This window comes from Natronococcus sp. A-GB7, from assembly GCF_029688865.1.
Classification (GTDB): domain Archaea; phylum Halobacteriota; class Halobacteria; order Halobacteriales; family Natrialbaceae; genus Natronococcus.
The window spans coordinates 1-26,093 of record NZ_JARUKV010000025.1; the positions used below are offsets into that span (position 1 = coordinate 1).

Genomic DNA, 26,093 nt, shown 5'->3' on the forward strand with positions numbered 1-26,093 from the left:
CCGTGAACGATACGCGCTATCTATTCAACACGCCTCGCTCAATCTATCCAATAGCTGGTAGAAATCGCGTGCAAGATATAGAGATCGAATGCAGCGACGCGACTTCGTTTGTTTCGAACAGCAATCGCTGCGGCAGCCGTGCTATGGTGTCTGCGTATGCCTCACCCACCCTTCACCGCATCCGACTCTTGCTCTTTCTCCAGAAGTCGCCTCAGATTCTCGCCTTCCTCTTTCATATGTTGATGAACAGCGTCAAATTCGTCCTGATTGAGCCGCTTTCCAATCGGCCCAGTTCGAATCTTAATCTGTTGGGTAAAGACACACCCTTCACCGACAGGTTCGATGGTGAATTTGATGAAGGGAAGGAAAAACCCCATCAGGCGAGACGTGGGTTTGAGTTCGACCCGACGATTTGATTCGACAGTCACGTACTCGACGGTCTTTTTCATCACCTCGCCACCGATTTCCTCCTCGAAGTATGCCAGTGTGCCTTCTTCCACGGGCACTCCTTCCACCCAGCGAAAGGTGATATGATCTGGATGCCAGGCTTCGTAATTCTGCTCCATCTCAGCGAAAAATTCGAATACGTCCTCAGGATCCGCGCGAATGTGGGTTTCTGCTTCAAGGATCATGGCGTGTAGCTCCAAATGTGAGTTGACTTAGTGTTGGTTCGTTAGGGGGTCTAATAATTACGGAGGTGGCCCAGAAACGCGACTACTTTCGAATTGGTGTGTAGATTGGCTGCATCGAACGATTCGAATAGCCTTTGATTTTGCTTCTGACCGTGCCACATTCGCGCTGTGTATTCAGCACGGCTCTCTCAACATCCATAGTAGTTGATGGAAGAGACGGCGTTAGGTGCGTATACGTAACGATTCGCCCGACCCGGAGTCGAGAACGATGATGCACTCGCTTCCCTAGTCGACCGACCGGGGCGGCGTCTCCTCGAGCTGATCCGACGACCCACCGTCCGCGACGTCCTCGTCGGGTCGATCGTACGGGCTCACCTCGAGCGGGGCGTTCTCCTCGCGGTCGAGCCAGATGGCGATCCCGAGCGCCACTGTCCCGACCAGTCCGGCGACGAAGGAGGCGACCGCGCCCGTGAAGCTCTCGGTGCCACGGACCGCTCGAGCGAGCGAGCCGACCAGTCCGGCGAGCCCACCGGCCAGCCCGGTCGCACCGGCGCCGTAGAAGACGACCGTAGGGTGAAAGCTCCGGACAATATAGCGCGTTTTGAGGCGCCACAGGAAGCTCCGGAGCAACAGCAAGGAGACGAATCGGACGAACGACGAGTAGCCGATGCTCGACTCCTCCTCGCCGTAGACGGCCGTCATGGGAACGTCCGCGACGCGAAGCTCCGCGACGTTGAGGTGGGTCAGGAGGTGGTTGAGGAAGCCGTACTCGTCGGTGATCGCCTCGAGGTCGAGCGTCTCGATCGCCTCCCTGGAGATGGCGGTGTACCCGTTCTGGGGGTCCGACAGCGTCCAGTAGCCGGTGGCGAACTTCGAGAGCCCGGTGAGGGCGGCGTTGCCGATAAACCGGAACGTCGACATCGAGGCGCGGTCGCCGGGGGTCAACAGTCGGTTGCCCTTCGCGTAGTCGGCCTCGCCGTCGACGACGGGGTCGAGGATCCGATCGAGGATCGCGGGGTCCATCTGAGCGTCGCCGTTCATCACGGCGACGACGTCGATCCCGTCGGCCGCGGCCCGCTCGTAGCCGGTCTTGACCGCGCCGCCGTACCCTCTGTTTTCCTCGTGGCGGATCGGAACGACCCGCCGGCCGTCGCCGCCGTCGGCGATCGCTCGCGCCGGCTCGGTCGCCTCGTTGATCCGCGCTGCGGTCCGACGGATGACTGCCCAGGAGTCGTCCGGCGAGGCGTCGTCGACGGCGTAGATCCGATCGACGTAGTCGGGAACCGTCTCGATGACGCGACCGACGAACGCCGCCTCGTCGTAGGCGGTGACGACCACCGCGATCGAGCGTCCCTTATACATCGGTCCCACCGTCCGTCCGTCCGGGCTCGATCGCTTCCGACCGCGACCTCCTCGAGCCGTCGCCGTCTCCGAGCGGGGCCGACCCATCGTGGGAACCCGCGAACGTGTAGTGGCTGTGAGCCGTTCCCGAAAGGTCGAGGGCGTCCCGGCCGTCGACGACGACCATCGGCTCGAGATCGGGCCATGGAATCGCCTCGAACTCCTCGTGAGCCGTGACGAGGATCGCGCCGTCGAACGACTCCTCGGGCAGGTCCTCGAGGGCGACCGGGCGGGCGCCGTACTCGGCGGGATCGACCAGCGGATCGACGCCGGCGACGTCGGCCCCCGCCTCGCGGAGCGCGTCGACGACGCCTAGCGCGGGCGAGGCGCGGGTCTCCTCGACACCGGCCCGGTAGGTGATCCCGAGGACGAGCACCGAGGCGTCGGCGAGATCGGTGCCGGCGTCGGTCGCCGCGAGCCGGTCGGCGAGGCGATCGACCATCACCGACGGCATCGCGTCGTTGAGATCGCGGGCGGTTCGCATCACCGGCATCGGCTCTTCGAACCGCGAGAGCAGGAAGTGGGGGTAGTAGGGGATGCAGTGGCCCCCGACGCCGGGACCGGGCTCGTGGAGCTGACAGACCGAGAGCCCGTTCGCGGTGTCGATCGCCTCCCGTACCGAGATCCCGAGCTCGTCCGCGAGCCGTCCCAGCTCGTTGGCGAGCGCGATGTTGACGTCGCGGTAGACTCCTTCGAACACCTTCACGGCCTCCGCGGTCGTCGCGTCCGACACCGCGTGGACCTCGTTGCTCGTGAGCTCGCCGTAGATCAGTTCGGCCGCGCGGGTGCTCGCCGCGTCGACGCCACCGACGACCTTCGGGTAGCGTCCCCGAATGTCCCGCAGCGCAGATCCCGAGGCCGTCCGCTCGGGACAGAACGCGAGCCCGAACTCGCCGCGCTCGAGGCCGCTCTCTTGAACCAGATGCGGGAGCAGGACGTCCCGACAGGAGCCGGGTGGCAGCGTCGACTCGGCGACGACGAGGTCGCCGGGATCGAGTCCGGCGGCGACGTCCTCGACCACCGACTCGACGGTCGTCAGGTCGGGCGAGTCGTCCTCGGCGAGCAGCGTCGGGACGATGATCACGTGGATCCCGGCCTCGGCGGCTGCCGCGGCGCCGTCGGTCGTCGCCGCGAGCCGACCGCGCTCGACCTGGTCGGCGACGAGGGCGTCGAGCCCCGGTTCGCCGACGACGTGGCTCTCACCGTCGTCGAGGCGCTCGACGACCGCGGGATCGATGTCGACGCCGGTGACGTTGCCCGTCGTCTCGGCGTAGACGCCCGCGAGGGGGAGTCCCATCTTGCCGAGCCCGTAGACGGCGACGGGGATCTCGCCGGCGGTCAGTCGGTCCCGAAGCTCGCGTGACGGGAGATCCGAGCCGTAGATCACCGGTTCGAGGGAGGTCATCGGGCGTTCACCTCGGGTTCGCGCCTCCTGTTTCCGAGCCGCGAATCGATCGCCTGGACCGTCTCGAGGGCCGCGATCCCGTCCTCGGCGGTCACTTCGGGCTCCGATCCGGTACGGACGGCCTCGACGAACGACTCGAGCTCGCACCGCAGCGGTTCGCTCGTCGCGATCCGCGGGCGTTCGACCACGCTCTCGTGGCGGTAGCGGTTCTGCCCGTCGTCGGTCAGGTACTCGGGGTAGGAGTCGCGGTGGATCAGCACGGACTGCTCGAGGTAGTCGACCTCGACGAGACACTCCCGGGCGGTGACGGTGAGTTTCCGAACCTTCTTCTGGGTCACCCGGCTCGCGGTCAGCGTCGCGACGATGTCGCCGTACTCCATCGTCGCCGTCGCGTACCGTCCGTCGGCCGCCCCGATCGCCGAGATCGACGTCGGCTTCCGCCCGAGGAGGGCGCCGACGACGTCGACGTCGTGGATCATCAGGTCGAAGACGACGTCGCCGGGCGCGTCGCGGTTGATCGGCGGACCGAGCCGTTCGGCCTCGATCCCGATGATCTCGAGGTCGTCGAGGAGCTCCTCGAGCATTCCGACCGCGGGATTGAACCGTTCGATGTGGCCGACCTGCAGGACTCGTCCGGCGTTCCGTGCCTGGTCGGCGAGGGCGCGCCCCTCCGCGACCGAGCCCGCGATCGGTTTCTCGACCAGCACGTCGACGCCGGCCTCGAGACACCGCGAGACGACCTCGGCGTGTGCGTGAGTCGGCACGGCGACGGTGACTGCGTCGACCCGCTCGAGCAGCGCCTCGAGGGAGACGGCGTCGGTTCCGTGCTCGGCGGCGACCCGCCGGGCGACCTCTCGGTCGCGGTCGGCGACGCCGACGAGATCGACGGTTCGGAGCTCGCTGTACACCCGCGCGTGGTTCTCGCCCATCGAGCCGGCGCCGACGACGCCGGCTCTGACGGTAGATTGGTCGGTCATTGCGTATCGTAGTGGTCCCACACCGCTTCGACGACGGTTCGTCGGTCCTCGGCCGAGAGCGACGGGTGAACGGGGAGGGAAAGCACCTCGTCGGCGGCCCGTTCTGCCTCGGGGAACGTCGCCGCGGCCGTGCTGACCGACTCGTAGGCCGGCTGGCGGTGGATCGGTCGGTCGTAGTAGATTCCGGTGTCGATACTCCGGTCCGCGAGCGACTCGGCGAGCGCGTCCCGATCGGTCGTGCGAACCGTGTACTGGTGGTAGACGTGCCGATACCGGGGCGGTTCGGTCGGCGTCTCGAGGGGGAGTTCGACGAACGCCTCGTCGTAGGCGGCCGCGTGCTCCCGGCGGGCGCGATTGAACGACGAGAGCCGCTCGAGCTGGACGCGACCGATCGCGGCCGCGACGCCCGTTAACCGGAAGTTGTGGCCGAGTTCGAGGTGGTCGTAGCCGCCGGTGCCGGTCTCGCCCCGGCCGTGGTTGACGTACCGGGCCGCTCGGTCGGCGACGTCCTCGCGATCGGTCGTGATCATCCCGCCCTCGGCAGTTGTCATGTTCTTGGTCGGGTAAAACGAGAAGCAGGCGGCGTCGCCCAGCGAGCCGACCCGGCTCCCCTCGCACTTCGCGCCGTGGGCCTGACAGGCGTCCTCGAGGAGGAACAGGTCGTACTCGTCGGCGAGCTCGAGCAGTGTGGGCACGTTCGCGGGCAGTCCGTAGAGATGAACCGGTAGCAGGCCGACGACGTCCTCCCGGTCGCGCAGTACTCGTTCGACGGCGTTCGGATCCAGCGCGTACGTCTCGGGGTCGATATCGGCGAACACCGGCGTCCCGCCCGCGAGCCGGATCGCGTTCGCGCTCGCGACGAAGGAAAACGGGGAGGTGACGACCGCGTCGCCGTCCTCGAGCCCCAGCGCCTCGAGGGCGGTCACCAGCGCCGTCGTCCCGTTCGAGGTCGCGACGGCGCGGTCGGTGCCACAGAAGCCGGCGAACTCGCGCTCGAAGGCCCGGACCTCGGGGCCGTCCGCGAGCGCACCGCTCTCGAGGACCTCCCGGACGCGGTCGATCGCATCCGGACCGAGTTCGGGGTCGGCGATCGGAACCCCGTCGTCGCTCGGCTCGTCGGTTACGTGCTCGATACTCGTCTCGGCGTCGATCTCGGGGTTGGTTTCTGTGTCGGTCATTCGAGCTGGTTCGGTCCCTCGAGGGGGGCGGGAAGCGATCTGGTTCGGGCCGGTGCGCCCACGGCGAGGCTGTCGGCAGGGACGTCCTCGACGACGACGGCGCCGGCCGCGACGAACGCGTTCTCGCCGACGGTCACGCCCGGCAGGATCGTCGCGTTCGCGCCGACCGAGGCGCCGTCCTCGAGGGTCGGTCCCTCGAGGTCGACCTCGGTCCGGACGGGGTACTCGTCGTTCGTCATGACGGCGCCGGGGCCGACGAAGACGTTGTCGCCGATCGTCGTCTCGGTCGGCACGTAGACGTTCGTCTGGAGGCTGACGTGCGAGCCGATCGTCGTCTCGCCGTCGATAACGGTCTTCGTGCCCACGAGCACGTCGTCGCCGATCGTGGTTCGCTCGCGAATCAACACGTCGTGGCCGGTGGTGAACCCGTCGCCGATCGTCACGTCGCCGTAGACGATCGAGCCGGCCCTGATCGTCGCGTCGGCGCCGATCCTGGTCGGTTCCTCGAACTCGCCGTGGTCGATCGTCGCGTCGTCGGCGATCGTACAGCCGTCGCCAGAGACGAACCGCGTCACGGCGACCAGCCTCCGCGCGGGAACGCGCCGGTCCGTCCCTGCACTCGTCGGTCGTGTCTGAGTACTCTCATAGATGCTCGATACCCGGATGGGTGATCGTCCGGACACAGCCGGTAGCGAGGCTTTGTTATCCCCGGCTTGACGGTCGCGTAGTCCCGTACTACGTCGCCCCTGAAGGGACGGAACGAACCGGTACCCTCGAGGACTCGATCGATCGGCGCCGGCGACCGCGAGGTCGATCGGCCGGAATCGTCGCTACCGACGTCAATCACGGCTTCTGACCGGTATATAGCGATTTCGCCCGGGTAGCCGCGAGATAGTAAAGGGCTGTTCCGTTCCACTCGGTGGTGTGAGCTATCCGATCAGACCCGATCTCCGGGCACGAGAGACGGGATCGCGAGGGAACCCATGACCGACCGAGAGTTCAGCCAGGCCGAACTGTTCGACGTGTTCAGCAACGCGCGCAGACGCCAGGCGGTCAGGTATCTGAAACGGCAGGGCGGAAGCTGCGATCTCGCGCCGCTGGTCGAACAGGTCGCCGCCTGGGAGAACGAGATCGGTACCGACGACGTGACGCGAACCCAGCGCCGTCGCGTCTACATCTCGCTGTACCAGACCCACCTGCCGATGCTCGAGGATCACGGGATCGTCGACTGGGACCCGGATACGCACACGATCGATCTTCTCCCCAGCAGCGAGGTGTTCGAACCCTACCTCGACCGACGGCTCGGCTACCAGCGACCCTGGCACCGGATCTACGCGGCGGTAACGGCACTCGGCGTCGTCGCGCTGGCGCTCACCTGGCTGTCCGTCGGGCCCGCGACGGCGACGCTTGCCCCCGCGGTCGCGATCGCGCTCTGTCTCGCCGTGCTATCCGTGTCGATCGTCCACCGCGCCTCGAGGCAGCCGGAATCGAGGCTGTCGTTCGGTGTTGCGGGCCGGTAACCCTTCTAAACCCCTTTCGAGACCTCACGACGACCCCTCGGCCGGTCGCCCGATCCCTCGTCGCGGCGGACGGCTCGAGAAGCCACGGATCGAACCGCCTCCGCGGATAGCGCATCTACGCTCGCCGGAACGTCAGTCGGTGTGTTCGCGTGATCGCGGCCGCTGTGATCGTCGAGCCGCGTTCGGGCTCCCGTCGGCTCCGAGCCGACCCGAAACGGCTCCGACGGCGAGTACGGGTTCGGTCATCCTGTCGAGGTAGGCGGTGTGGCGGCCGACACGAGCGCGGTCGTCGGTCCCGTCAGTCCGCCGGCTCCGGCTCCTCCGGTTCCTCCGGCTCCTCGGCGACGGTTACCCAGAAGTAGGTCTCCTCGAGGGCGTCCTCGTTGGTCGCTCCGATCGGCGGGTCGCCCTCGAACAGCAGGACGCTGATCCGAACCGTCTCTCCTGGTTCGGCCGTCGGCGCGACCGGGTACGTGCCGTCGTCGGTCTCGCCTCCCGGGACTGCGGTCTCGATCCGCTCGTGGTCCGTGCTATCGACGATCTCGCCGCCCTCGATCGCCTGCTCCTGGACGACAACCGTGTACTCCCGGGTCTCATCGCCGCCGTTCTCGACCTCGATGGTCACTGGCACCGACTCGCCCGGCGCGACCTCGTCGGGGAACTCCCCGGCGACGAGGTCGCCGTCCTCGGTCTCCGAGTACAGCGACAGCTGGTCGTAGCCACCGGCCGAGGCCGGAAAGAGAAACGCGGCGACGAGCAGCCCGACGGCGAGAGCGATCGCGATCCCGAGAACGACCGACGACACCGTCACGCCGCGGCCGTCGGTGCCGCCCAGTCGCTCGCGGATCGTTCGGATCGAGACGGTAAACCGGACGGCAGCGGGCGTCCGGAGCCGACGGACGACCCCGAGCTGTGCTAGCCCGATCGTGACGACCGCGAGCCCGCCGGCGACCGACGCCGCCTCGAGCTCCCAGCCGGCAAAGGGGAGCGCGATCACGGTGATCGGCCCGAGGGCCAGCGAGAGCGCGACGGCGAGCCCGAGGCGCTCGACGGTGTCGATCCCGCGTGGCCGACGGTCGGTCGGGGTCGTCGCCGTCTGCCGGGCGGCCCGTTCCCCTGCCGGAAACAGCACCGAGACGAGCGCGTATCCGGGCAGGAACAGCGCGAGCGGAAACGTCACCAGCAGCCGCGGTGCGGTCTCCGGATCGAAGCTCGTGACGGCGAGATACGAGAGCGCCGCCGCCAGCGAGACCAGCGCGAGGTCAAGGGGGTACCACCGGAGGCGTCCAAACCGCGTTTCCGTGCTCGTGGGGTGGCTCACGCGTCGGTCACCACGGCTGATCCGTCGGTCTGCGCCTCGAGGGCGGAGGGTCGTACCATAGATCGTTGGGCCAGTCCTCGCTCGCGGGCTTTGTTATGTCCGTACTACCGAATATCGTGGCCGATCGCGGTCACACGGTCCGGAACGCGGCTCTCGGCTTCGGCCGTCAGCGCTCGTAGAATCGACCTACAGGTCGACGTACTGTCGTTCCCACTCGCGGCGTTCGCTGATCTGCTCGTGGCCCTCGTCGGTGATCGCGTAGTAGTTGGTCCGCCTGTCGAGCTCTCCCTTCTCGACGAGCTCCTTGTTGACGAGCGTGTCGAGGTTCGGGTACAGTCGACCGTGATTGATCTCCGAACTGTAGTACTGTTCGACCTCGTCTTTGACCGTCTGTCCGGATGGACGATCGGCGCCCGCGATCACGTACAGGAGGTCGCGCTGAAAGCCGGTCAGATCGTGCATTGCTCAATCACAGTGACCGTTCCACTGAGTAGATATTTGTTATCCGTATCATACAGCCGCGCTAGTAGTTCGTTCCCGTCTGACGGCTCCAATTAAAATGATTCTGTAGACGACGATCGTTCGTTTCGGGACGTTTCTCGGGCTCTCGAACGGTCCCGTTCGGCGTCCGCCACCGGCGTCACTCGGATTTCGACAGGGAAACGTCGATCCCGCTCGAGTCGATCCGGACCGACAGGCCCTCTACCGTTGCCTCGTACGCCGTCGTGTGCGAGCCGTTCTCCTCGAACCGGACGCACTCCTCCAGCAGGTCGCTCTCGAGGAGGTTGTTGATGCGCCGATAGACGGTCGCCGAGGAGCTGTCGGTCCGTCCCGTGAGCTCCTTTGCCGTCTTCGGACCGTCGCTGGTCGCGACGAGGATCGTCCGTGCACAGTCGTCACCGAGCACGTTGAGCTGCACCGACGGATTCGAGTCCGATTCCGCTCGTGTATTGGTCGCTTGCGTTGACATAGTCGTGATCACCCATCTTCGCCGGGACCGTCGTTCGTCTCCGGATAGTCCGGCCCCGGCCGGTAGAGCCGCGGCGTGTCGCGATCCGCGATTACGGCGCCGCGTTCCGACACGTAGATCGGTAAGCGGTAGTGGTATTTGAGAACGGTGGACCTTACACTCAGTTTCAAAATCGCCTGCGGCAGAAACTATAGATTTCGGTCGGGAAACGGATACTTTCGGCCGATCTCGGCGAGAGAAATCGAGATAGCGTCCGACAAACGAACGAGAACGCGGCTGAATTCACCTTGAGGTCGGAACGAACCGATATCGGGAATCGTGCCGGAGACGGGCTGTAGAGCCCAAAATAGGCCATAAACGACGGATTTCCGGAGCTGTCGAGCCGGTTCGGGGGTGAACGGTCTGTGTCCTTTATTCACGTTTGCTCCCCTGAATCCGATGAGACCGGATGGCTCGACGAACGAACTCGTCCGTCGCTCATCCGTGTACACCCACAACCTATGAAACGAACACAACACGGCTGGAAACCGATGGAATCGTCGTCGGCAGGCGCCCGCTGTCGAAACTGTGGGACACACGTCACCCAGCAGTTCGCTCGAGTCTTCGGAGACAACGGTGACGTCGTCCACGGCTGTCCGGCCTGCACGACGTATCGTGAGATGCAATCGGGCGGACACCTACCCAGGTAGCAGCCCGACCGTTCTCGCCGTGTTAGTTTCCTGTCCGGATCGATGGAAGATAATCCTTCCGAACGGACCGATTGGGAATTAATACCGCAGGTTGAAGTCGGTGGTCGGTGAAACCCATGCGTATGTCAGTGGGTGGTGGACCGGTCGGTAACCGTACGTCTTCGAACGCTCTTTGATCAATGTCCGTCCAGACGAACCGAACCGACTCACTCGAGGAAAGCGAGATTTTTCACATCCTGGGCAACGACCGGCGGCGAGCGATCGTCCAGCTGCTCGCCGAGGAGGCCGGACAGGTCGACGTCTCCGAGATCGCGACCGAGATCGCGTCGACCGAATCGGAGTCGGCGTCGGTTCCGAACAACCTCTACAAGAGCGTCTACGTCTCCCTCCAGCAGACTCACCTCCCACAGCTCCAGGAGGATTCGGTCATCGAGTACGACTCCGACGCGAAGACGATCCGCGCCGGACCGAACTTCGACGACGTCCTCACGTACGTCGACGACGAGACGACCGATCGCTCGTCGACCCTTCGCCTCCATCTGGCGCTCTGTCTGATCGGCCTGCTCCTGATCGCGGTGGCCGGCCTCGACGGGGTCGTCGGCTCGACTCTGGATCCCGTGCTCTCGAGCGTGCTCGTTCTGCTGATCGTCGCCGCGAGCAGCCTCTACCAGCTGCTCGGCTAGCGGTTCGGTTGCGACCTATCGAAGAATCGGGTTATTCGTTTCTGGCTCGTTCCGGCGACTTCGAGGCCGTCGGCTCGTGGCCGGGGAGACAGACCAGGTTCTCCCGGCCGAGTCGGAGCTTCGTTACCTCCTCTTCCTCCTCGAGTTCGGCCAGCAGCCGGCTCACTTTCGCCTTCGACCAGTCGACCGAGTCGACGATCCTCGACTGTTTCATCCGGCCGCCGTTCTCCCTGATGAGTTCGCAGACCCGCTCCCGGTCCGTCACGAATTCGTCGTTTCGCTGCGGGTCCGACTCCGCGCCGAGCCCCGACGTCGCCGCGAGCTGGTTCCGGGCGACGAGCGCGCCGCCGAGCATCATCAGTGCGACGAGCCCGGCGACGGCCGCGAGATGCGGATCCCAGACGAGTCCCGGAGCCGACACAACGCCGAGGGTGACCCCCTCGCTGGTCGACGGAACGAGCGCGGTAATGACGGGTTCGGAGAGCGCGTGGATCATGGTGGCTGGAGAGATCGGTCCGTGTTACTGCGATCCGCGGAACGACCGTCTTACGCTGAACCGTCGACAGCACCCCACAAAGTATTTTTTATAAATCATGTATTGTTACTCCCAGCGCGGTATTTCACGTTGTTGCTATTCTCAGACGACCTAATGCCAGTGTAGGGGGCTCCCCCTTCGATAAGAGAAAGTGATATTTCCGACCCGAGCAGCTTACGTTCCGGGGACGCCGGCTGCCTCGAATCCGGTTACGCCGATAACGGCGAGGACGTAGAGAACGACGAGCACCGACAGCCAGGCGATAACCGTGATGACGATCGCCTCGATCCACCCGCCGGGGTAGCGGGCGTTGATCACCGCGAGGTAGGCGACGAACACGAGGAGCGGCCCCAGAAGCGGAATCCAGCCGAAGAAGAAGCCGACGACCGCCCACACGATCGCGCCGATGAGTGCGGTGATCAGGGCGTAGGTGTAGTCCTCGGTATCGACGACGACCTTCGCACCGACGAAGATGCCGAACGCGCCGATCAGGAGGCTGACGACGAAAACGACGAGGCTGTCGATCATGTTCCAACCCACCCCCGCCGAGCCGTTAGTTATCTCTCACCTACGCGAACCTGATCCGACGTTGAACCGGCCTCCTCGCCCGGTTTCGGACCGTTCGGCGCGCAGCCGACCAATCCGTTGATACCGGGGGAAAACCCACGATTATCGACACGAGCGCTCTCGGCTACCGTTCCGAACGCTCTCGAGTGCCGTTCCGGATCGCCCTACGCGAACGGTCGGTGTACTACCCGTTCCTCGAGCGTGATTCGGCCGCCCCGTCGTCGGTCCCGTCCGGGCAACAGAAGCTATATCCGGATCTCGCCGATAGATGAGGCCAATGACCGTGGATCTCGTCGTTCGAAACTGCACCGTCGTCACACCGGCCGGACGGACCCCCGACACCGGCGTCGCGGTCGAGGACGGGACGATCGTCGCCGTCGGGCGCACCGATCGGCTCCCCGGTGCCGAGCGGGTCCTCGACGCCAACGGGAACGTCCTCGCTCCCGGCGTCGTCGACTGCCACATCCACAACCGCGAACCCGGTCTCGAGTACAAGGAGGACTGGGAGTCCGCAACGCGGGCGGCCGCAGCGGGCGGCGTGACGACCGTCGTCGGGATGCCGAACACCGATCCCGTCATCGACAGTCCCGAGCACCTCGAGTTGAAGTACGAACGGGGCGAGGCCGGCGCCCACGTCGACTTCCAGAGCTACGCCGTCGTCACGAGCGAGAACCTGGATCTGATCCCCGACCTCGACGACGCCGGCGTGCTCGGCTACAAGATCTTCCTCGGCTCGACGGTCGGCGACGTCCCGCCGCCGACCGACGGCGAGATTCTCGAGGCGATGGAGCGGATCGGCGAGACGGGCAAGCGACTGGGCTTTCACGAGGAGAACGGCGAGATCATCGACCACTACACGGAGCGGTTCAAACGCGAGGGGCGAAACGAGCCGATCGACCACTCCCACTCGAGGCCCGTGATCGCCGAACGGGAGGCCGTCGAGCGGATGATCACCTTCGCCGAGGAGACCGACGCGAGCGTCCACATGTTCCACGTCTCCTCGGGCTCCGCGGCGGAAGCCGTCGCCCGCGGCAAGGATCGAGGGGTCGACGTCACCGCGGAGACGACACCCCACTACCTCTGGTTCACCGAGGACGTGATGCGCGAGAAGGGCAACGTCGCCCGGATCCAGCCGCCGATCCGCGACGCCGACGAGCGAGCGCGCCTCTGGGAGGTCGGCATGGACGGCGGCGTGATCGACTGCATCGCGACCGACCACGCGCCCCACACCCCCGAGGAGAAGAAGGTCGACGACCCGTTCGGGAACACCTGGGACGCGACCTCGGGGTTCGTCGGCCTCGAGACCGAGGTGCCCGTCGCGCTCAGCTTCGTCGACGAAGGACGGCTCACCCTCGAGGAGTGGGTGCGTCGCCACTCGACCCGCCCCGCCCAGGTATGGGGAATGTACCCACAGAAGGGGTCGCTGCAGGTCGGCACCGACGCCGACTTCACGATCGTCGACCCCGATACGGAGTGGACCCTCGAGAGCGCCGACGAGTTACACTCGAAGAACTGCGTGACGCCGTTCGTCGGGGAGTCGTTCGTCGGCAAGGCGACCGCGACGGTCGTCCGCGGTGAGATCGTCTACCAGGACGGCAACGTGGTTGGCGAGTCGGGGTACGGGACGCGGGTCGACGTCGACTGATACGGACTGCTGTACCGATTTGCCGGTGCGACCGTAGAAACGGGTCGCAGTCGCCCCGGAAATGACTTACAGCGGTCCGTATGCGGCCGTCCTACTCGAGATCCGCGCCGACCGCGTCCTCGACCGACGAGAACCCGTCGCGCTCGAGCAGGTCGACCAGTCCGTGGTTGATCCGTTTTGCCGTCCCGGGACCGCCGTAGACGAACCCGGTGTAGAGCTGAACGAGCGAGGCGCCCGCGCGGATCTTCTCGTAGGCGCTTCTCGCCGAGTCGACGCCGCCGACGCCGACGATCGGCAGGTCGTCGTCGGTGTGTGTCGCCAGCGTCCGAATCACGGCCGTCGAGCGCTCCTCGAGCGGATCGCCGCTGAGACCGCCCCACTCCTCCCGACGCGGCGACTCGAGATCCTCCCGACTGGTTGTCGTGTTCGTCGCGACGATCCCGTCGAGGTCACAGTCCGCGACGATGTCGACGAGGTCGAGCATCGACTCCCTGGGCGAGTCGGGACCGATCTTGACCAGGATCGGGACGTCGTCGTCGTTTTCCGCCTCGAGAGCCTCGAAGATGTTCCGCAGGTGGTCAGGGGAGGCCTCGTCGAACTCGTCGGGCGTGTTCGGACACGAGACGTTGACGACGACGTAGTCGGCGAACGGCGAGAGCCGGACGAACACCCGCCGGTAGTCCTCGACCGCCTCCCGTTCGCTCGAGGAGTTCATCTTGCCGACGTTGACCCCGAGCGGAATCTGTGGCGGGCCGTCTCGCTCGAGGCGATCCCGGACCTGCTCCATCCCGTCGCCGTTGAACCCCATCCGGTTGATCATCGCCCCGTCCTCCTGCAGTCGGAACAGCCGCGGCCGGTCGTTGCCGGACTGGGGGTAGGGCGTGACGGTTCCGATCTCGACGAACCCGAACCCGAGCGCCTCGAGGGCGTGTGTCACTTCGGCGTTCTTGTCGAACCCTGCGGCCACGCCGACGGGGCTCCCGAACCGGCAGCCGAACAGCTCGGTCTCGAGGGCGGGATGGGCGTACCGATAGGTCGAGGCGAGGAGGGCTCGAGTCGTCCACGTCGACTGCGCCGCTCGTAGCGCCCGTTTGCCGAGAACGTGGGCCGTCTCGGCGGGGAGTTTGAACGCGAGCGGGCGAACTCGCGAGTACAGCGTCATTGGTTACTACTGGGAACAGCGGGAAGGTAAACCCCTCGGAACCCGTGTTCGGCGCTCGGAGCCTCAGGGGCTCTCGAGCAGCGCCATGATCGCCCCGCCGCCGCCGACGCTCATCCCGACGAGCCCGCGCTCGAGGCCCTCGTCCCGGAGCTGGTACGCCAGACTGGTCGCCAGCATCCCGCCGGAGGCGCCGATCGGGTGGCCGAACGCGACCGCACCGCCGCGGGGGTTCATCCGTTCGCGTGGAACGCCGAGTCGGTCCATAACGTACACCGACTGGGCCGCGAACGCCTCGTTGATCCAGAACGCGTCGACGTCGTCCGCCTCGAGGGCGTTTCGCTCGAGCAGACTCGCGACGACGTCGCCGACGGCCTCGTTGAACTCGTCGGGGTCCCGGTAGACCAGTTCGTAGTCGGCGACGGTCGCCATCGGCTCGAGCCCGCGGTCTGCCGCGACGTCTGCGTCAGCCAGCAGCACCGCGCCCGCGCCGTCGCTGAGCTTCGAGGCGTTGCCCGGCGTGATCGTTCCGTCCTCGCGAAAGGAGGTCGGAAGCTCGGCGAGATCGGCCAGCGTCGAGTCGGGACGCGGTCCCTCGTCGGTGTCGATCGTCTCTCCGCCCGCCTCTACGGGGACGACCTCGTCGTCGAACGCGCCCGACTCGATCGCCTCCGCAGCCAGGCGGTGGCTCTCGAGGGCGTACTCGTCCTGTGCCTCACGGGGGACACCCTCGCGGTCGACGAGACGTTCGGTGATCTCGCCCATGTGGACATCGAGATTGACGTCCCACAGCGAGTCCATGATCATCGAGTCCTTCAGCGTCGCGTCGCCGTGACGCCGTCCCGTGCGGTAGTCCGGCAGGATCCAGGGGGCGTTGGTCATCGACTCGAAGCCGCCGGCGACGGCGAACTCGGCTCGCCCGGCTGCGATACGGTCGACCGCCAGTGCGATCGCCCGCAGCCCAGAGCCCGAGGCCTCGTTGACCGTCGTCGTCGGCGTCTCGTTTGGCAGATCGGACTCGACGACGGCCTGCCGACCCGGCACCTGTCCGATCCCGGCCTGGATCGCGTTCCCCAGCGCTACCCAGTCGATCTCCTCCCCGGAAACGGTAGTTCGCTCGAGCAAACCGTCCAGCGCCGTCCGTCCCAGTTCGACGGCCTCGACGTCGGCGAGCGATCCGAGCAGCGTGCCGTGGGGTGTCCGTGCGCCGTCGACGACGACGATCTCACCTGTCATACGACCGGCAACGACGCCCAGCAGGATCAATCGTGGGGGTGAGTCGCATCGAGCGAATCGCGATCGTCCGCGTCGGCCGCCCGCTCGTCGATCGAGTCGGCGTTCGGGCCGAACTCGCGTTCGAGCAGTTCGGGCACGTCCTCCGGGGTGACGTCGGCGTACCACTCGTCGCGAGGCTGGATCGCGATCGCCACCCCGTCCTCGCTACAGAGGCCGAGACAGCCGGTCGTCGTGACGCCGACCGGCGACCAGAACGCACCACGCTCGCGGAGCCAGGATTTGACCGCCGCGAGCGTCTCCTCGGCACCGACGTCGCCACAGCAGGCGTAGTCGGAGTCGCGGTCGTTCGTACAGACGAACACGCACGCGCCGAGACGTTCCCGCTGTCGGGTCGTTCGTCGTTGCATGGTCAGGGGCTCGTCGAGCGACGGTCGTTCGGGCCGACAACACCGGCTGTCGACGTCGTCTCACGGCGTTCGAGCCAGCTCACCGATGCGGCGAGGATCCCCCAGATCGCGGCCTGGCTCAGCGCGGCCATCGCCTGGTACGCCGAGACGAGCTCGCCGGCCAGCTCGGGATGGCTCACGATCGTCGGTGCGACCGTCGAGAGGACGACCGCCGTCGCGACGATCGGTACCGTAGCGGCGACGATTCCGAGCGCCCGGTGTCGGGACGCGACCCACCCGTACGAACCGATCGCTGCGGCCGAGACGAGCGCGCCGAGTGCGACGAGTCCGACGTAGATCGCCAGTCGCAGCTCGACGGTATACAGCTGCTCCGCGCCTGGGGCCGCGGGCGGGAGGACGAGCCACGGCGTCGCCGACACCGTCAGGAATCCGGCACCGGCGAGGACGAACGCGCTGCCCGTACCGCGGCCGGGAAGCGCCGGCTCGAGGAAGTACAGCGCGATCGCGAAGACGCCGCCGAGGAAGATCGCCCAGAGGACGCCGCTTCCGACGCTGACGATCGCCGTCGTCGTCTCGGAGACGGCGTGGGCGTGGTCGTGGCCGTGGCCGTGATCGTGACCGTGGTCGTGTTGTGCGTGGTGGAGATACTCGCTGAGCGGATTCGCGACGAACGCCATGAACAGCCCGTACGCGAGGCCGGCGATCACACCTGCCTGCACGCCCCGGCGGAGGTAGTCGTAGAGCATCGGTTCAGTGGCAGGTGATCCCCGCCGCGTGCCGGAAGTTGTGCATCGCGTCGTGTGCGAGTGGGTCCTGCAGGAACACGAGGACGAACGCGATTCCCGCGGCGAACGTCAGGCCGGTTGCGGCCTGTATTGGTGTTAGCACCGCACGTGCGGCGTCGATTCGGTCGGTGACGGTTTCCTCCGACATACAAATCAGCTTTGTCTACTGAAAGTATATTTGTAAAGGTTGTGGTCCGATGCCGAATCGCTCGACCGACGGCGAACGCACCGGTTAGCGCGTCTGTTCGACCGGCAACCGGACGTTCGGTCGGCAAAACTCCGCTAAGCCATCCGATTCGAACATCCCTTTCGGGTTCGTTTCGAAACTCTCGCGTTCGGTCCGACTGGCGGATAACGAAATCGTTTTCCTACGGCTACCGCTTGACTCGACTAACAACGAGAGCCATGAGTGTACAACGACGGTCGCGCGGAGGGAGTTACCGTGGCGGCTGAACGAATCCTCGTCCCCCTGTCCGAGACGGTCACCGTCAGACAGACGGTCGGGTACGCCATCCGGTCCGGACTCGAGCGAGCCGACGACCTCGAGTGTCACCTGGTCGTCGCGCTGCCAAGCGATAGGGAGATGCCGGAGGGACAGACCGAGGTGGAGACGGCGAGATCCCTCCTCTCGAGGGCCGAGAGCTGGGCGCGAGAGGACGCGGACAGTTCGTCGGTCACTATCGAAACGGCCGTACTCGGCGACGAGGAGTATCTCTTCGGTCCCAGGGACTTCGTCGGGACGTTCAGCGAGTACGCCGACGATCACGACATCGATCGCGTCGTCCTCGATCCGGAGTACGAACCGGGCGCAACGGCCGGACTGCTCCAGCCCATCGAGCGCGAACTCGAGGCCGTCGGACTCCCCTACGAGGAGGCCCCGGTCGAGCGTCCCGCCCGCCACGAACAGCTGATCGGGGACGGGACCCAGCAGTTCGACCGACTGTTCGCGATGTTCTGGATCTCCTACGGGTTCTACCTCGTGCTCGGCGATCCGACCTACTGGTTCGATCTGGTCACGGGTGCGGCCGTCGCCGGCATCGTCGCCGTCGCGCTGGCGAACGTGACGTTCACGTTCCCGCTCGGTCGCGTCCGATCTCCGGTTCGGACGGTCCGATTCGGGCTCTACGTCCCGTACCTGCTGTTCGAGATCATCAAGGCGAACCTCGCCATCTCGATCGTCATCCTGCGGCCGTCGATGCCGATCGACCCGAAGCTGACCCGGGTCAACGCCCACGTCAGGAGCGGGCTCCCGCTGCTGGCGCTTGCCAACAGCATCACGCTCACTCCTGGAACGCTAACGATCCGTGCCGACGACCAGCGGCTGGTCGTCCACTCGCTGATCGCAAGCGCCCGCGACGACCTGTTCGACGGCGCGCTCGAGCGCGCGGTCCGGTTCGTCTTTCACGGGAGAGAGTCGGCGGCGATCGCCTCGCCGCGCGAACGGGGCGACGCCGAAATCATCGGAGGTGACGAGCTGTGACCGCCGAGCTGATCAACGAGATCTTCCTCGGCGCCGCGGCGCTGTTCGTCGTGCTGGCGATCCTAATGTTCTACCGCGTCGTCGCCGGTCCGACGACCCAGGATCGGCTGCTGGCGGTGAACGTGCTGGGAACGAACACGGTCGTCATCCTCGCCCTGCTGGCCGCGGGGCTCGACGAGCCGTGGTTCCTCGACATCGCGCTGATCTACGCCCTGCTTAACTTCCTGATGGCGATCGCCATCTCGAAGTTCACGGTCGAACGGGGTGGTGTGCTGTGATCGAGGGACTCGTCGAGGCGATCCCCTTCTTCGAGGAGCTGCGCTTCTGGGCGATCGTCATCCTCGTCGCCTTCGGACTGTTCTTTACGTTCGTCTCCGCGGTGGGCGTCATCCGCCTGCCGGACGTCTACTCGCGGGCCCACACGGCCTCCCAGACCGACACCCTCGGCGCGGGGCTCGCACTCGCCGCCGTCGCGCTGGCGCTGGGCTGGCAGAACGCGACGGTCTACACCGTTCTCTTGCTGTTCTTCGTGTTCATCACGAACCCGACGGCGGCCCACGCGATCGCCCGCTCGGCGGCCGAGTCGGGGATCACGCCCTGGGAGAAGGAGACCGACGAGGAGGTGACCAGCGATGATTGAGACCGCCGTCGCGTACACGCTTGCGATCTTCATCCTCCTGGCCGCGGTCACGACCGCGCTGTTCCGGGACGTGCTGTCGGCGATCGTCGTCTTCGGCGCCTACAGCCTGGGGATGGCGATCCTCTACACGTTCCTGCTGGCGCCCGACGTCGCGATGACCGAGGCCGCGATCGGCGCCGGCGTGACGACGATCCTGCTGCTGTTGACGATCGCGCGAACGACCCGACCGTCGACGGACGAACTGTTCGAACAGATCAACGTGCCGGCGGTAGTTGTCGCCGGCGGGTTCGTCGTCGTCCTCATGACGCTGCTCCCGGACATGTACGCCGTCGGTGACCCCGACGCGCCCGTCTGGGGCGGCGGGGTGCTCACCGAGACGCCCTCGCTATACTACATCCAGGAGACCTACGCCGATACGGGCGCCCAGAACGCCGTGTCCGCGGTGCTCGCCTCCTACCGAGGGTTCGACACCTTCGGCGAGGCAGTCGTCGTCTTCGCGGCCGGCATCGCAGTTCTGCTCGTGCTGAAACGGGAGGTGTTCACATAATGTCTGACTCCGACTACGGCGATACCTACACTGAGAGCCAGGTGATCATGACCTCCGTCAAGATCATCGCACCGTTTACCCTGACCTACGGCATGTTCCTTTCGCTCCACGGAGCCGACACTCCGGGCGGGAGCTTCCAGGGCGGGACTATCATCGGCGTCACCGTCCTCATGCTCGCGTTCGCGTTCGGCATCGAGTCGACCCGCCGCTGGCTGCGCAATTCCTTCGTCGTCGGCCTCATCACCGGCGGCGTCGCCATCTTCATCGGGACCGGGTTCGCGACGATGGCGCTCGGGTACAACTTCCTCGAGTACAACGCCTTCGTCGACACGTTCGGCATCGCCCACTACTGGGGGATGGAGGCGATCGAGGTCGGCGGCGTCGCCCTGATCGTCGCCGGCGTCATCATGACGCTGTTCTTCGCGACGGCGTCGGGGTTTACGCCGGTCAGCCACGACTCCGACTACCACCGGACGGAGGTGCGCGACGATGATTGAGGGTGCAGTCGACGTGCTGGCGACGCGGTACGCCTACGCCCTGATGTTCGTCCTGATGGGCGTCGGCATGTACATGATGATCGCCAATCAGAACCTCGTAAAGAAGCTGATCGGGGTCAACCTCTTCCAGACCGCGATCTTCCTGTTTTTCGTCGCGGTCGCCTACGTCGAGGGCGGCCGAGCGCCGATCGTTCCCGCAGACGGGAGCGACCCGGGGCTGATGGCGAGTCCGCTCCCGCACGTGATCGTGCTGACCGCCATCGTCGTCGGTATCGCACTGACCGCGGTCGGCCTCGCGCTGATCGTCCGCATCCACGCGGAGTACGGAACGCTCCGCGAGGACACCCTCCGGGAGGTGCGTGCCGATGAGTAGCGCGGAACTCCTCCCGGCCCTGCTGATCGCGGTGCCGATTCTGATGGCCGCCGTCCCGATCGCGCTCGGCCTGTGGTTCGACCGGACCGGCTGGTCGGTCACGGCGCTGACGACGGTCGGGCTGGTCGCGGGAACGGCCTACCTCGCGAACGCGGTGTACGCACAGGACCGAGTCGTCCACGTGCTGGGCGGCTGGGACACCCCTCAGGGGATCGGCATCGAACTCGTCGCCGACCCGTTCTCGACGCTGATTATCGCGCTCGTGACCGTCACCGCCGCCGGGCTTCTCGCGTACACCCGCGTCGGCGGCCCGCGCGGGAACACGTTCTACGCCGGCTACCTGCTGCTCGTCGGCGGGCTGATCGGCCTCTCGCTGACAGGCGACGTCTTCAACATGTTCGTCTTCCTCGAGATCGTCGGGCTCGGCACGTACGCCATGATTTCGAGTGGCGACGGTCCCGAGTCGGCCGTCGCGGCCCTGAAGTACCTCATCCTGGGAACCGTCGGCGCCTCGCTGTACCTGATCGGCGTCGGCTTCCTGTTCATGGCGACCGGCGCCCTGAACATGGAGGTCCTCGGCGAGGCGATCCCGCAGGTCGCCGCGGAGGGCGGCAGCGATCTGACGCTGCTGCGGGCCGGCTTCGCCTTCATCTTCGTCGGCTTCGCGATCAAGGTCGCCCAGTGGCCGCTTCACACCTGGCAGCCCGACGCCTACCAGCACGCCCCCGACGGCGTGACGCCGCTGATCGCGGCGCTGGTCTCGACGGTGTCGGCGTACGCGCTCGGCCGCGTGATGTTCGACGTCTTCGGCGTCGAATTTATCGCGACGACGCCGTACGCCCAGGAGATCGTCGTCACCGTCGGCGCCGTCAGCGTGATCGCCGGCAGCACGCTCGCGGTGATCCAGCGGGACGTCAAACGGATGTTCGCCTACTCGTCGGTCTCGCAGTTCGGGCTGGTCGTCGCCGCCTACGGCGCCCTTACGGAAACGGCGCTGGTCGGCGCGATCATCCACCTGATCGGCCACGGCGTCATGAAAGCCGGGCTGTTCGTCGCCGCCGGAGTCATCGCGGTCAGCTACGGCGTCCGCACCGTCGACGAGTACGCCGGCCTCGCGGACAACAGACCGTTCGTCGCCGGCTCGACCGCGCTCCTGTTGATCGCGCTGATCGGGATCCCGCCGTCGGCCGGCTTCATTGGCAAGTGGTATATCGCCGTCGGCGCCGTCGAGGCCGAGCTGTGGTCGATCGCAGCGGTCGTCTTCCTCAGCACGATGCTGACGCTCGCGTACTCGGCCAGGCTGCTCGAGAAGATGTACTTCACACCCGCCGCACCCGTCGAGTCCCCACACGGTACGGGCGTCGCGACGGATGGGGGTGGAGGCGGTTCCGGAATCCTCATCGATTCCGGCCGGTTCACTCGCGGCTCGCCCGAGGACGTCTCCCTCGGGATGCTCGCCTTGCTCGTCGCCATCGCGATTTCGGCCGTGCTGCTCGGCTTCGCCGGTGGCGCGCTCTTCGAGTGGCTCGAGCCGTTCACCTCGGAGGTGTTTAACTAAATGACTGAAGCATCCGTACTGCCGCTCGCCGCCGTCCTCGTCTCGGCGGTCGCGATGGTTCTGATTATCGCGTCGTATCGCTACCCGAACGTCCGAGAGGGCTGGTCGGTGCTAGCCGCGCTGGCGAAGTTCGGCATCGTGCTGAGCATGCTTCCCGGCGTGATGGACGGCACCGTCTACTACTGGAGTCTCAGCGAGTCGCTCGGCGTCGAGTTCCTCGCCGGAATCGACTTCGTCCTGCGGGCCGACCCGCTGGGGATGCTGTTCGCGATGCTCGCGAGCTTTCTGTGGATCTTTACCTCCTTCTACGCGGCGGGGTACATGCGCGGGCTCGACGAGCACGCCCAGACCCGCTTCTTCGCCTCCTTCGCGGCCAGCCTGTCGACGGCGATCGGGATCGCCTTCGCGGGGAACCTGGTGACGATCTTCCTCTTCTACGAGCTGCTCTCGCTTGTCACCTACCCGCTGGTCGCCCACAACGAGGACGACGAGGCCCGTATCGCGGGTCGGAAGTACCTCACCTACACGTTCTTCGGCGGCGGGGTCTTTCTGCTTGCCGGCACCGTCATGACCTACTGGCTCACCCAGCAGGCCGGCGATCCGACCGTCGCGTTCGAAGCCGGCGGTATCGAGGCCCTCGCGACGGCCGCCCAGGCCGATCCCGCGATCGCCCAGGCCGCGTTCTACCTGCTGATCGCCGGCTTCGGCGTCAAGGCCGCGGTGATGCCGCTTCACTCCTGGCTGGCCGACGCGATGGTCGCGCCAACCCCGGTTTCCGGACTGCTCCACGCGGTCGCGGTCGTCAAGTCCGGCGCCTTCGGCGTCGCTCGAGTGATCCTCGAGGTGTTCGGACCCGGACTCATCCACGACCTCCCGCTGTCGGTTCCCGGCATCGGCGAGGTCGGACTGAACGTTCCCGTCGCGATTCTGGCCGCGTTCACCCTGACCGCGGCGAGTATCATCGCGATGCGGAAAGACCACCTCAAACGCCGGCTGGCGTTCTCGACGACGGCCCAGCTCTCTTACATCGTGCTCGGGCTCTCGATGCTCCATCCGTACGCGATCCTGGGAGCGCTGTTCCACATCCCCGCTCACGCGTTCGGGAAGCTCACCCTGTTCTTCTGTGCGGGGGCGGTCCACGTCGAGACCCACACCGACTACGTCAGCGAGATGGCCGGCATCGGCAAACGGATGCCGCTGACGATGTCCGCCTTCGCTATCGGCGCAGCCGGAATGGCCGGCATGCCGCTGATCGCCGGCTTCGTCAGCAAGTTCTACATGCTGATCGGCTCCGGCTCGGTCGGCGGCGGCTACTGGATCTTCGCGAGCGCGCTGATCGTCTCGGGGATTCTGAACATCGCCTACCTCTGGCCCGTCGTCTACACCGCCTTCTTCGAGAGCGAGGACCGCCACGACGCGAAACCCCTGCTCGAGTTCCCGGCGGGCGGCAAGCGCGAATCGTACTTCGCCGACGAGGAGGAGGTTGCGACGGACGGCGGGAACCCGTCCGGTGACCGGCCACACGACGAGGGACAGCCGCAGCCGGCCGATCGCGACGACGAGTCCGAGGCGAAGGGGGCCGGCACGCCAGCCAAACCCGAGGACGCCGACGAACGCGACGAGCCGAAGACGCACGGTGAGGCTAACGACGGCGAGTTCGAGTACGCCGTCGATCAGTACCCGAGCGACGCCGACGTTCCCGGCACCCCGGGAACCCACGGCGACCACGCCGACGACCACCACGATCACGGTGATCATCACGACCACCACGGCGGCGCGCCGCCGGGCGGCTGGGAGCGCCACAAGCCGTTCGTCGAGAGCACCTGGCTCATGATGTTCCCGATTACCGTCATCGCCGTCGGCGCGGTCACGCTCGGCGTGATTCCGGACTACGCGATCTTCCTGGATCTCGCGACCTACATCGTCGAGACGACCTTCGGCGTGGAGTTCGCGGAGCTGCGTGAGATGGGCTGGCCGGAAGCCCTCGAGGTGATGGACGAATGATCGAATCCGAACTCCTGACGATGGCTTACCCGCCGCTCGTGGTCTTTGCGGCGGCGCTGCTCGCGCTCGTCCTCCCGCGGATACTCGGCTTCGCCGTCGGCGCGCTGAGTCTCGCATCCGTGGTCGCAGTCGCGCTGTTCGCCCCCGACGGCGCCCTGCTGTCGGGCACCTTCCTCGGCTTCGCCGATGTCCAGCCGTTCTACATCGACGAGTTCACCCGGATGATGGGCGTCGCGCTCGGGTTCCTCGGCACGTTCGCCGTGATCTACGCCTACTCGAGCGAGGCATCCAAGCGAATGACCGCCATCGCGCTGACCTACGTTGCCAGCGCGCTCGGGGCGGCGTTCGCCGGCGACTGGCTCTCGCTGGTCTTCATGTGGGAGATCATGGCGCTGACGAGCACGCTGCTCGTCTGGAACTACGGCGGCGACGCCGTCCGCGCGGGCTATCGCTACGCGCTGGCACACGGGATCGGCGGCAGCCTGGTGCTGTTCGCGGTGACAGCCCACTACGCACAGGTCGGCTCGTTCGTCTTCGGCGAGGGCGTCGAGTACACCGACGCGCTGCTGGCCGGCGGGATGGCCGACGGGCTCCCGATGCTGCTCGCGATCGTCGGCATCGGCGTCAACGTCGCGTTCGTCGGCTTCCACACCTGGCTTCCGGACACCTACCCGCGTCCGCACTTCGCGGCCTCGGTGTTCCTCGCGGCCTTTACGACGAAGACCAGCGCCTACATCCTCCTGCGGGCGGTTCCGGAGGGGAACGTCTACCTCGCGTACATGGGCGGGCTGATGGCCGTCTACGGCGTCGTCTTCGCCCTACTCCAGCACGACATGCGCGCGCTGCTGTCGTATCACATCCAGGCCCAGCTCGGCTACATGGTCGCCGGGATCGGGATCGGGACGACGATCGGTGCCGCCGGCGCGATGGGGCACCTGTTCAACAACGTCCTGTACAAGAGCCTGCTGTTCATGGCCGTCGGGGTCGTCATCTACCGCACGAACGAGAACGACCTCTACAAGCTTGGCGGGCTCTGGCGCGAGATGCCCCTGACCGCGATCGCCTTCTTCATCGGCGCGCTGTCGATCACCGCCGTCCCCGGCTTCAGCGGCTTCATCAGCAAGGGGATGGTGCTCGACGCTGCCGATCCGAGCTACTACGGCGCACCCGAGTACGAGGCGCTGTACTGGTTGCTGTTTATCGGCGCGGTCGGGACCTTCCTCTCGTTCATCAAGCTCGGCTTCTACGTCTTCTTCCACGGCGAGAGCGATCGATCGGTCAAGGACTCGAAGGTCGGACAGACGGCGGCGATGCTGTCGGTCGGCGGGGCCTGCGTCGTGCTCGGACTGCCGGCGGTCGGCTGGCCCGTGTTCACCGACATCCTCCCGCTGGTCGACGGCACGCAGTTCCTCGGTCCGGGCGGCGAGGAACAGCCGCTCACGCCGTACAGCATGGGCCACCTGCAGGACGCGGCGATCCTGATCGCCATCTCGGCGGTCGGATTCAAGCTCATCCGCAAACCGCTGTCGAAGATGGACTACTCCGACCCCGCGCTGATCGTCAATCCCGCGGGATACCACCTCGGTCGGAGCTCGATGCTCGCGGTCACCGAGCTGTACGCCGCGGTCGACCGCGCGGCCGTCAGCTTCGTCACGAGCTGTTACTGGATCGGGGACAACCCCGTACTGGCAGTCGACGCGGCGGCTCGCCGACTGCCGAACTGGATCGTCGACGTCGAGGAACGGCGCCCCGCCGACGGCGGCCGCCCGTCGACGATCCATCTCCGGGCCAGCATCGGTCTGACAGTGCTCGTGCTAACGCTCGTGTTGACGGTCATCCTCTGGCTGCTGATCTAGCGACTCGGCTCGCTCCGTTGGCGAAAAC

Annotated in this window: 28 protein-coding genes; 12 read left to right on the forward strand and 16 right to left on the reverse strand. The window is 66.2% G+C overall.

The annotated features are described in order from the left end of the window. Positions 1-161: 161 nt before the first annotated feature. From QA609_RS19075 to QA609_RS19100, 6 genes are all read right to left on the reverse strand, one after another. Positions 162-632: an SRPBCC family protein gene (locus QA609_RS19075; RefSeq protein ID WP_278304212.1), complete on the reverse strand. Its 471-nt coding sequence runs from the start codon at positions 630-632 to the stop codon at positions 162-164. A 285-nt stretch (positions 633-917) separates the two neighbouring features. After that, positions 918-1,994 (reverse strand): glycosyltransferase family 2 protein, encoded by a 1,077-nt coding sequence (locus QA609_RS19080; protein ID WP_278304213.1) that lies wholly within the window; start codon positions 1,992-1,994, stop codon positions 918-920. Next, the gene (locus tag QA609_RS19085) at positions 1,987-3,438 is read right to left on the reverse strand and encodes a nucleotide sugar dehydrogenase (protein ID WP_278304214.1); all 1,452 of its coding nucleotides are present in this window, start codon (positions 3,436-3,438) and stop codon (positions 1,987-1,989) included. The genes QA609_RS19080 and QA609_RS19085 overlap by 8 nt, the downstream gene beginning before the upstream one ends. After that, positions 3,435-4,415, reverse strand: coding sequence for a Gfo/Idh/MocA family oxidoreductase (locus QA609_RS19090; RefSeq protein WP_278304215.1), 981 nt, complete (start codon positions 4,413-4,415; stop codon positions 3,435-3,437). Before QA609_RS19090 ends, QA609_RS19085 begins: the two co-directional genes overlap by 4 nt. Continuing rightward, positions 4,412-5,593: a DegT/DnrJ/EryC1/StrS family aminotransferase gene (locus QA609_RS19095; RefSeq protein WP_278304216.1), complete on the reverse strand. Its 1,182-nt coding sequence runs from the start codon at positions 5,591-5,593 to the stop codon at positions 4,412-4,414. Before QA609_RS19095 ends, QA609_RS19090 begins: the two co-directional genes overlap by 4 nt. Next, positions 5,590-6,168, reverse strand: coding sequence for an acyltransferase (locus QA609_RS19100; protein WP_278304217.1), 579 nt, complete (start codon positions 6,166-6,168; stop codon positions 5,590-5,592). The genes QA609_RS19095 and QA609_RS19100 overlap by 4 nt, the downstream gene beginning before the upstream one ends. A gap of 408 nt (positions 6,169-6,576) precedes the next feature. On the opposite strand from QA609_RS19100, the gene QA609_RS19105 reads away from it, so the two are divergent. Then, positions 6,577-7,113 (forward strand): hypothetical protein, encoded by a 537-nt coding sequence (locus QA609_RS19105; protein ID WP_278304218.1) that lies wholly within the window; start codon positions 6,577-6,579, stop codon positions 7,111-7,113. A 298-nt stretch (positions 7,114-7,411) separates the two neighbouring features. Here the strand turns inward: QA609_RS19105 and QA609_RS19110 are convergent, their stop codons facing one another. The 3 genes from QA609_RS19110 to QA609_RS19120 form a co-directional block, all read right to left on the reverse strand. Continuing rightward, complete coding sequence (locus tag QA609_RS19110) at positions 7,412-8,434, reverse strand: DUF1616 domain-containing protein (protein WP_278304219.1); 1,023 nt, start codon at positions 8,432-8,434, stop codon at positions 7,412-7,414. 186 nt (positions 8,435-8,620) lie between these two features. Then, on the reverse strand, positions 8,621-8,896 hold the full coding sequence (locus QA609_RS19115) for a PadR family transcriptional regulator (protein WP_278304221.1): 276 nt from the start codon (positions 8,894-8,896) through the stop codon (positions 8,621-8,623). 178 nt (positions 8,897-9,074) lie between these two features. Next, positions 9,075-9,404 (reverse strand): helix-turn-helix domain-containing protein, encoded by a 330-nt coding sequence (locus tag QA609_RS19120; protein ID WP_278304222.1) that lies wholly within the window; start codon positions 9,402-9,404, stop codon positions 9,075-9,077. Between the two features lie 868 nt (positions 9,405-10,272). Between QA609_RS19120 and QA609_RS19125 the strand changes: the two genes are divergently transcribed. Beyond that, positions 10,273-10,776, forward strand: coding sequence for an ArsR family transcriptional regulator (locus QA609_RS19125; RefSeq protein ID WP_278304223.1), 504 nt, complete (start codon positions 10,273-10,275; stop codon positions 10,774-10,776). A gap of 31 nt (positions 10,777-10,807) precedes the next feature. Here QA609_RS19125 and QA609_RS19130 read toward each other — a convergent pair whose 3' ends face one another. Together QA609_RS19130 and QA609_RS19135 are read right to left on the reverse strand one after the other, a co-directional pair. Next, a complete protein-coding gene (locus tag QA609_RS19130; protein WP_278304224.1) occupies positions 10,808-11,272 on the reverse strand; it encodes a helix-turn-helix domain-containing protein in 465 nt (154 codons plus the stop codon). Between the two features lie 213 nt (positions 11,273-11,485). Beyond that, positions 11,486-11,839, reverse strand: a complete 354-nt coding sequence (locus QA609_RS19135; protein WP_278304226.1) for a hypothetical protein — start codon at positions 11,837-11,839, stop codon at positions 11,486-11,488. Positions 11,840-12,155: 316 nt separating this feature from the next. Here QA609_RS19135 and allB point away from each other — a divergent pair, with 316 nt between their 5' ends. After that, on the forward strand, positions 12,156-13,523 hold the full coding sequence (allB, locus tag QA609_RS19140; protein ID WP_278304227.1) for an allantoinase AllB: 1,368 nt from the start codon (positions 12,156-12,158) through the stop codon (positions 13,521-13,523). 91 nt (positions 13,524-13,614) lie between these two features. Here allB and QA609_RS19145 read toward each other — a convergent pair whose 3' ends face one another. The 5 genes from QA609_RS19145 to QA609_RS19165 all read right to left on the reverse strand — a co-directional run bounded on the left by QA609_RS19145 (position 13,615) and on the right by QA609_RS19165 (position 17,258). After that, on the reverse strand, positions 13,615-14,685 hold the full coding sequence (locus QA609_RS19145) for a quinone-dependent dihydroorotate dehydrogenase (protein WP_278304228.1): 1,071 nt from the start codon (positions 14,683-14,685) through the stop codon (positions 13,615-13,617). A 63-nt stretch (positions 14,686-14,748) separates the two neighbouring features. Next, a complete protein-coding gene (locus QA609_RS19150) occupies positions 14,749-15,918 on the reverse strand; it encodes a thiolase family protein (protein ID WP_278304229.1) in 1,170 nt (389 codons plus the stop codon). Positions 15,919-15,944: 26 nt separating this feature from the next. After that, positions 15,945-16,325 carry a (2Fe-2S) ferredoxin domain-containing protein gene (locus QA609_RS19155; RefSeq protein WP_278304230.1) on the reverse strand — a complete coding sequence of 127 codons (381 nt, stop codon included), beginning with the start codon at positions 16,323-16,325 and terminating at the stop codon, positions 15,945-15,947. Positions 16,326-16,327: 2 nt separating this feature from the next. Further along, positions 16,328-17,071 carry a CbtA family protein gene (locus QA609_RS19160; RefSeq protein WP_278304231.1) on the reverse strand — a complete coding sequence of 248 codons (744 nt, stop codon included), beginning with the start codon at positions 17,069-17,071 and terminating at the stop codon, positions 16,328-16,330. Positions 17,072-17,075: 4 nt separating this feature from the next. Further along, positions 17,076-17,258: a CbtB domain-containing protein gene (locus tag QA609_RS19165; RefSeq protein ID WP_278304232.1), complete on the reverse strand. Its 183-nt coding sequence runs from the start codon at positions 17,256-17,258 to the stop codon at positions 17,076-17,078. 294 nt (positions 17,259-17,552) lie between these two features. Here QA609_RS19165 and QA609_RS19170 point away from each other — a divergent pair, with 294 nt between their 5' ends. Genes QA609_RS19170 through QA609_RS19210 form a run of 9 tightly spaced genes read left to right on the forward strand, consistent with a single transcriptional unit; the run spans position 17,553 to position 26,065 of the window. Then, positions 17,553-18,590: a monovalent cation/H+ antiporter subunit E gene (locus QA609_RS19170; RefSeq protein WP_278304233.1), complete on the forward strand. Its 1,038-nt coding sequence runs from the start codon at positions 17,553-17,555 to the stop codon at positions 18,588-18,590. Further along, on the forward strand, positions 18,587-18,868 hold the full coding sequence (locus QA609_RS19175) for a cation:proton antiporter (RefSeq protein ID WP_278304234.1): 282 nt from the start codon (positions 18,587-18,589) through the stop codon (positions 18,866-18,868). The genes QA609_RS19170 and QA609_RS19175 overlap by 4 nt, the downstream gene beginning before the upstream one ends. Next, positions 18,868-19,230 (forward strand): monovalent cation/H(+) antiporter subunit G, encoded by a 363-nt coding sequence (gene mnhG / locus QA609_RS19180; RefSeq protein WP_278304297.1) that lies wholly within the window; start codon positions 18,868-18,870, stop codon positions 19,228-19,230. Before QA609_RS19175 ends, mnhG begins: the two co-directional genes overlap by 1 nt. Beyond that, the gene (locus tag QA609_RS19185) at positions 19,223-19,777 is read left to right on the forward strand and encodes a DUF4040 domain-containing protein (RefSeq protein WP_278304235.1); all 555 of its coding nucleotides are present in this window, start codon (positions 19,223-19,225) and stop codon (positions 19,775-19,777) included. Before mnhG ends, QA609_RS19185 begins: the two co-directional genes overlap by 8 nt. Then, entirely contained in the window at positions 19,777-20,274 is a 498-nt protein-coding gene (locus QA609_RS19190; RefSeq protein ID WP_278304236.1) for an MnhB domain-containing protein, read from the forward strand. Before QA609_RS19185 ends, QA609_RS19190 begins: the two co-directional genes overlap by 1 nt. Then, on the forward strand, positions 20,267-20,647 hold the full coding sequence (locus tag QA609_RS19195) for a cation:proton antiporter subunit C (protein WP_278304237.1): 381 nt from the start codon (positions 20,267-20,269) through the stop codon (positions 20,645-20,647). Before QA609_RS19190 ends, QA609_RS19195 begins: the two co-directional genes overlap by 8 nt. Then, positions 20,640-22,205 carry a proton-conducting transporter membrane subunit gene (locus QA609_RS19200; RefSeq protein ID WP_278304238.1) on the forward strand — a complete coding sequence of 522 codons (1,566 nt, stop codon included), beginning with the start codon at positions 20,640-20,642 and terminating at the stop codon, positions 22,203-22,205. The genes QA609_RS19195 and QA609_RS19200 overlap by 8 nt, the downstream gene beginning before the upstream one ends. Further along, positions 22,206-24,209 carry a proton-conducting transporter membrane subunit gene (locus QA609_RS19205; RefSeq protein WP_278304239.1) on the forward strand — a complete coding sequence of 668 codons (2,004 nt, stop codon included), beginning with the start codon at positions 22,206-22,208 and terminating at the stop codon, positions 24,207-24,209. It abuts the gene before it with no gap. Then, positions 24,206-26,065, forward strand: a complete 1,860-nt coding sequence (locus QA609_RS19210; RefSeq protein ID WP_278304240.1) for a Na(+)/H(+) antiporter subunit D — start codon at positions 24,206-24,208, stop codon at positions 26,063-26,065. Before QA609_RS19205 ends, QA609_RS19210 begins: the two co-directional genes overlap by 4 nt. Positions 26,066-26,093: the final 28 nt, after the last annotated feature.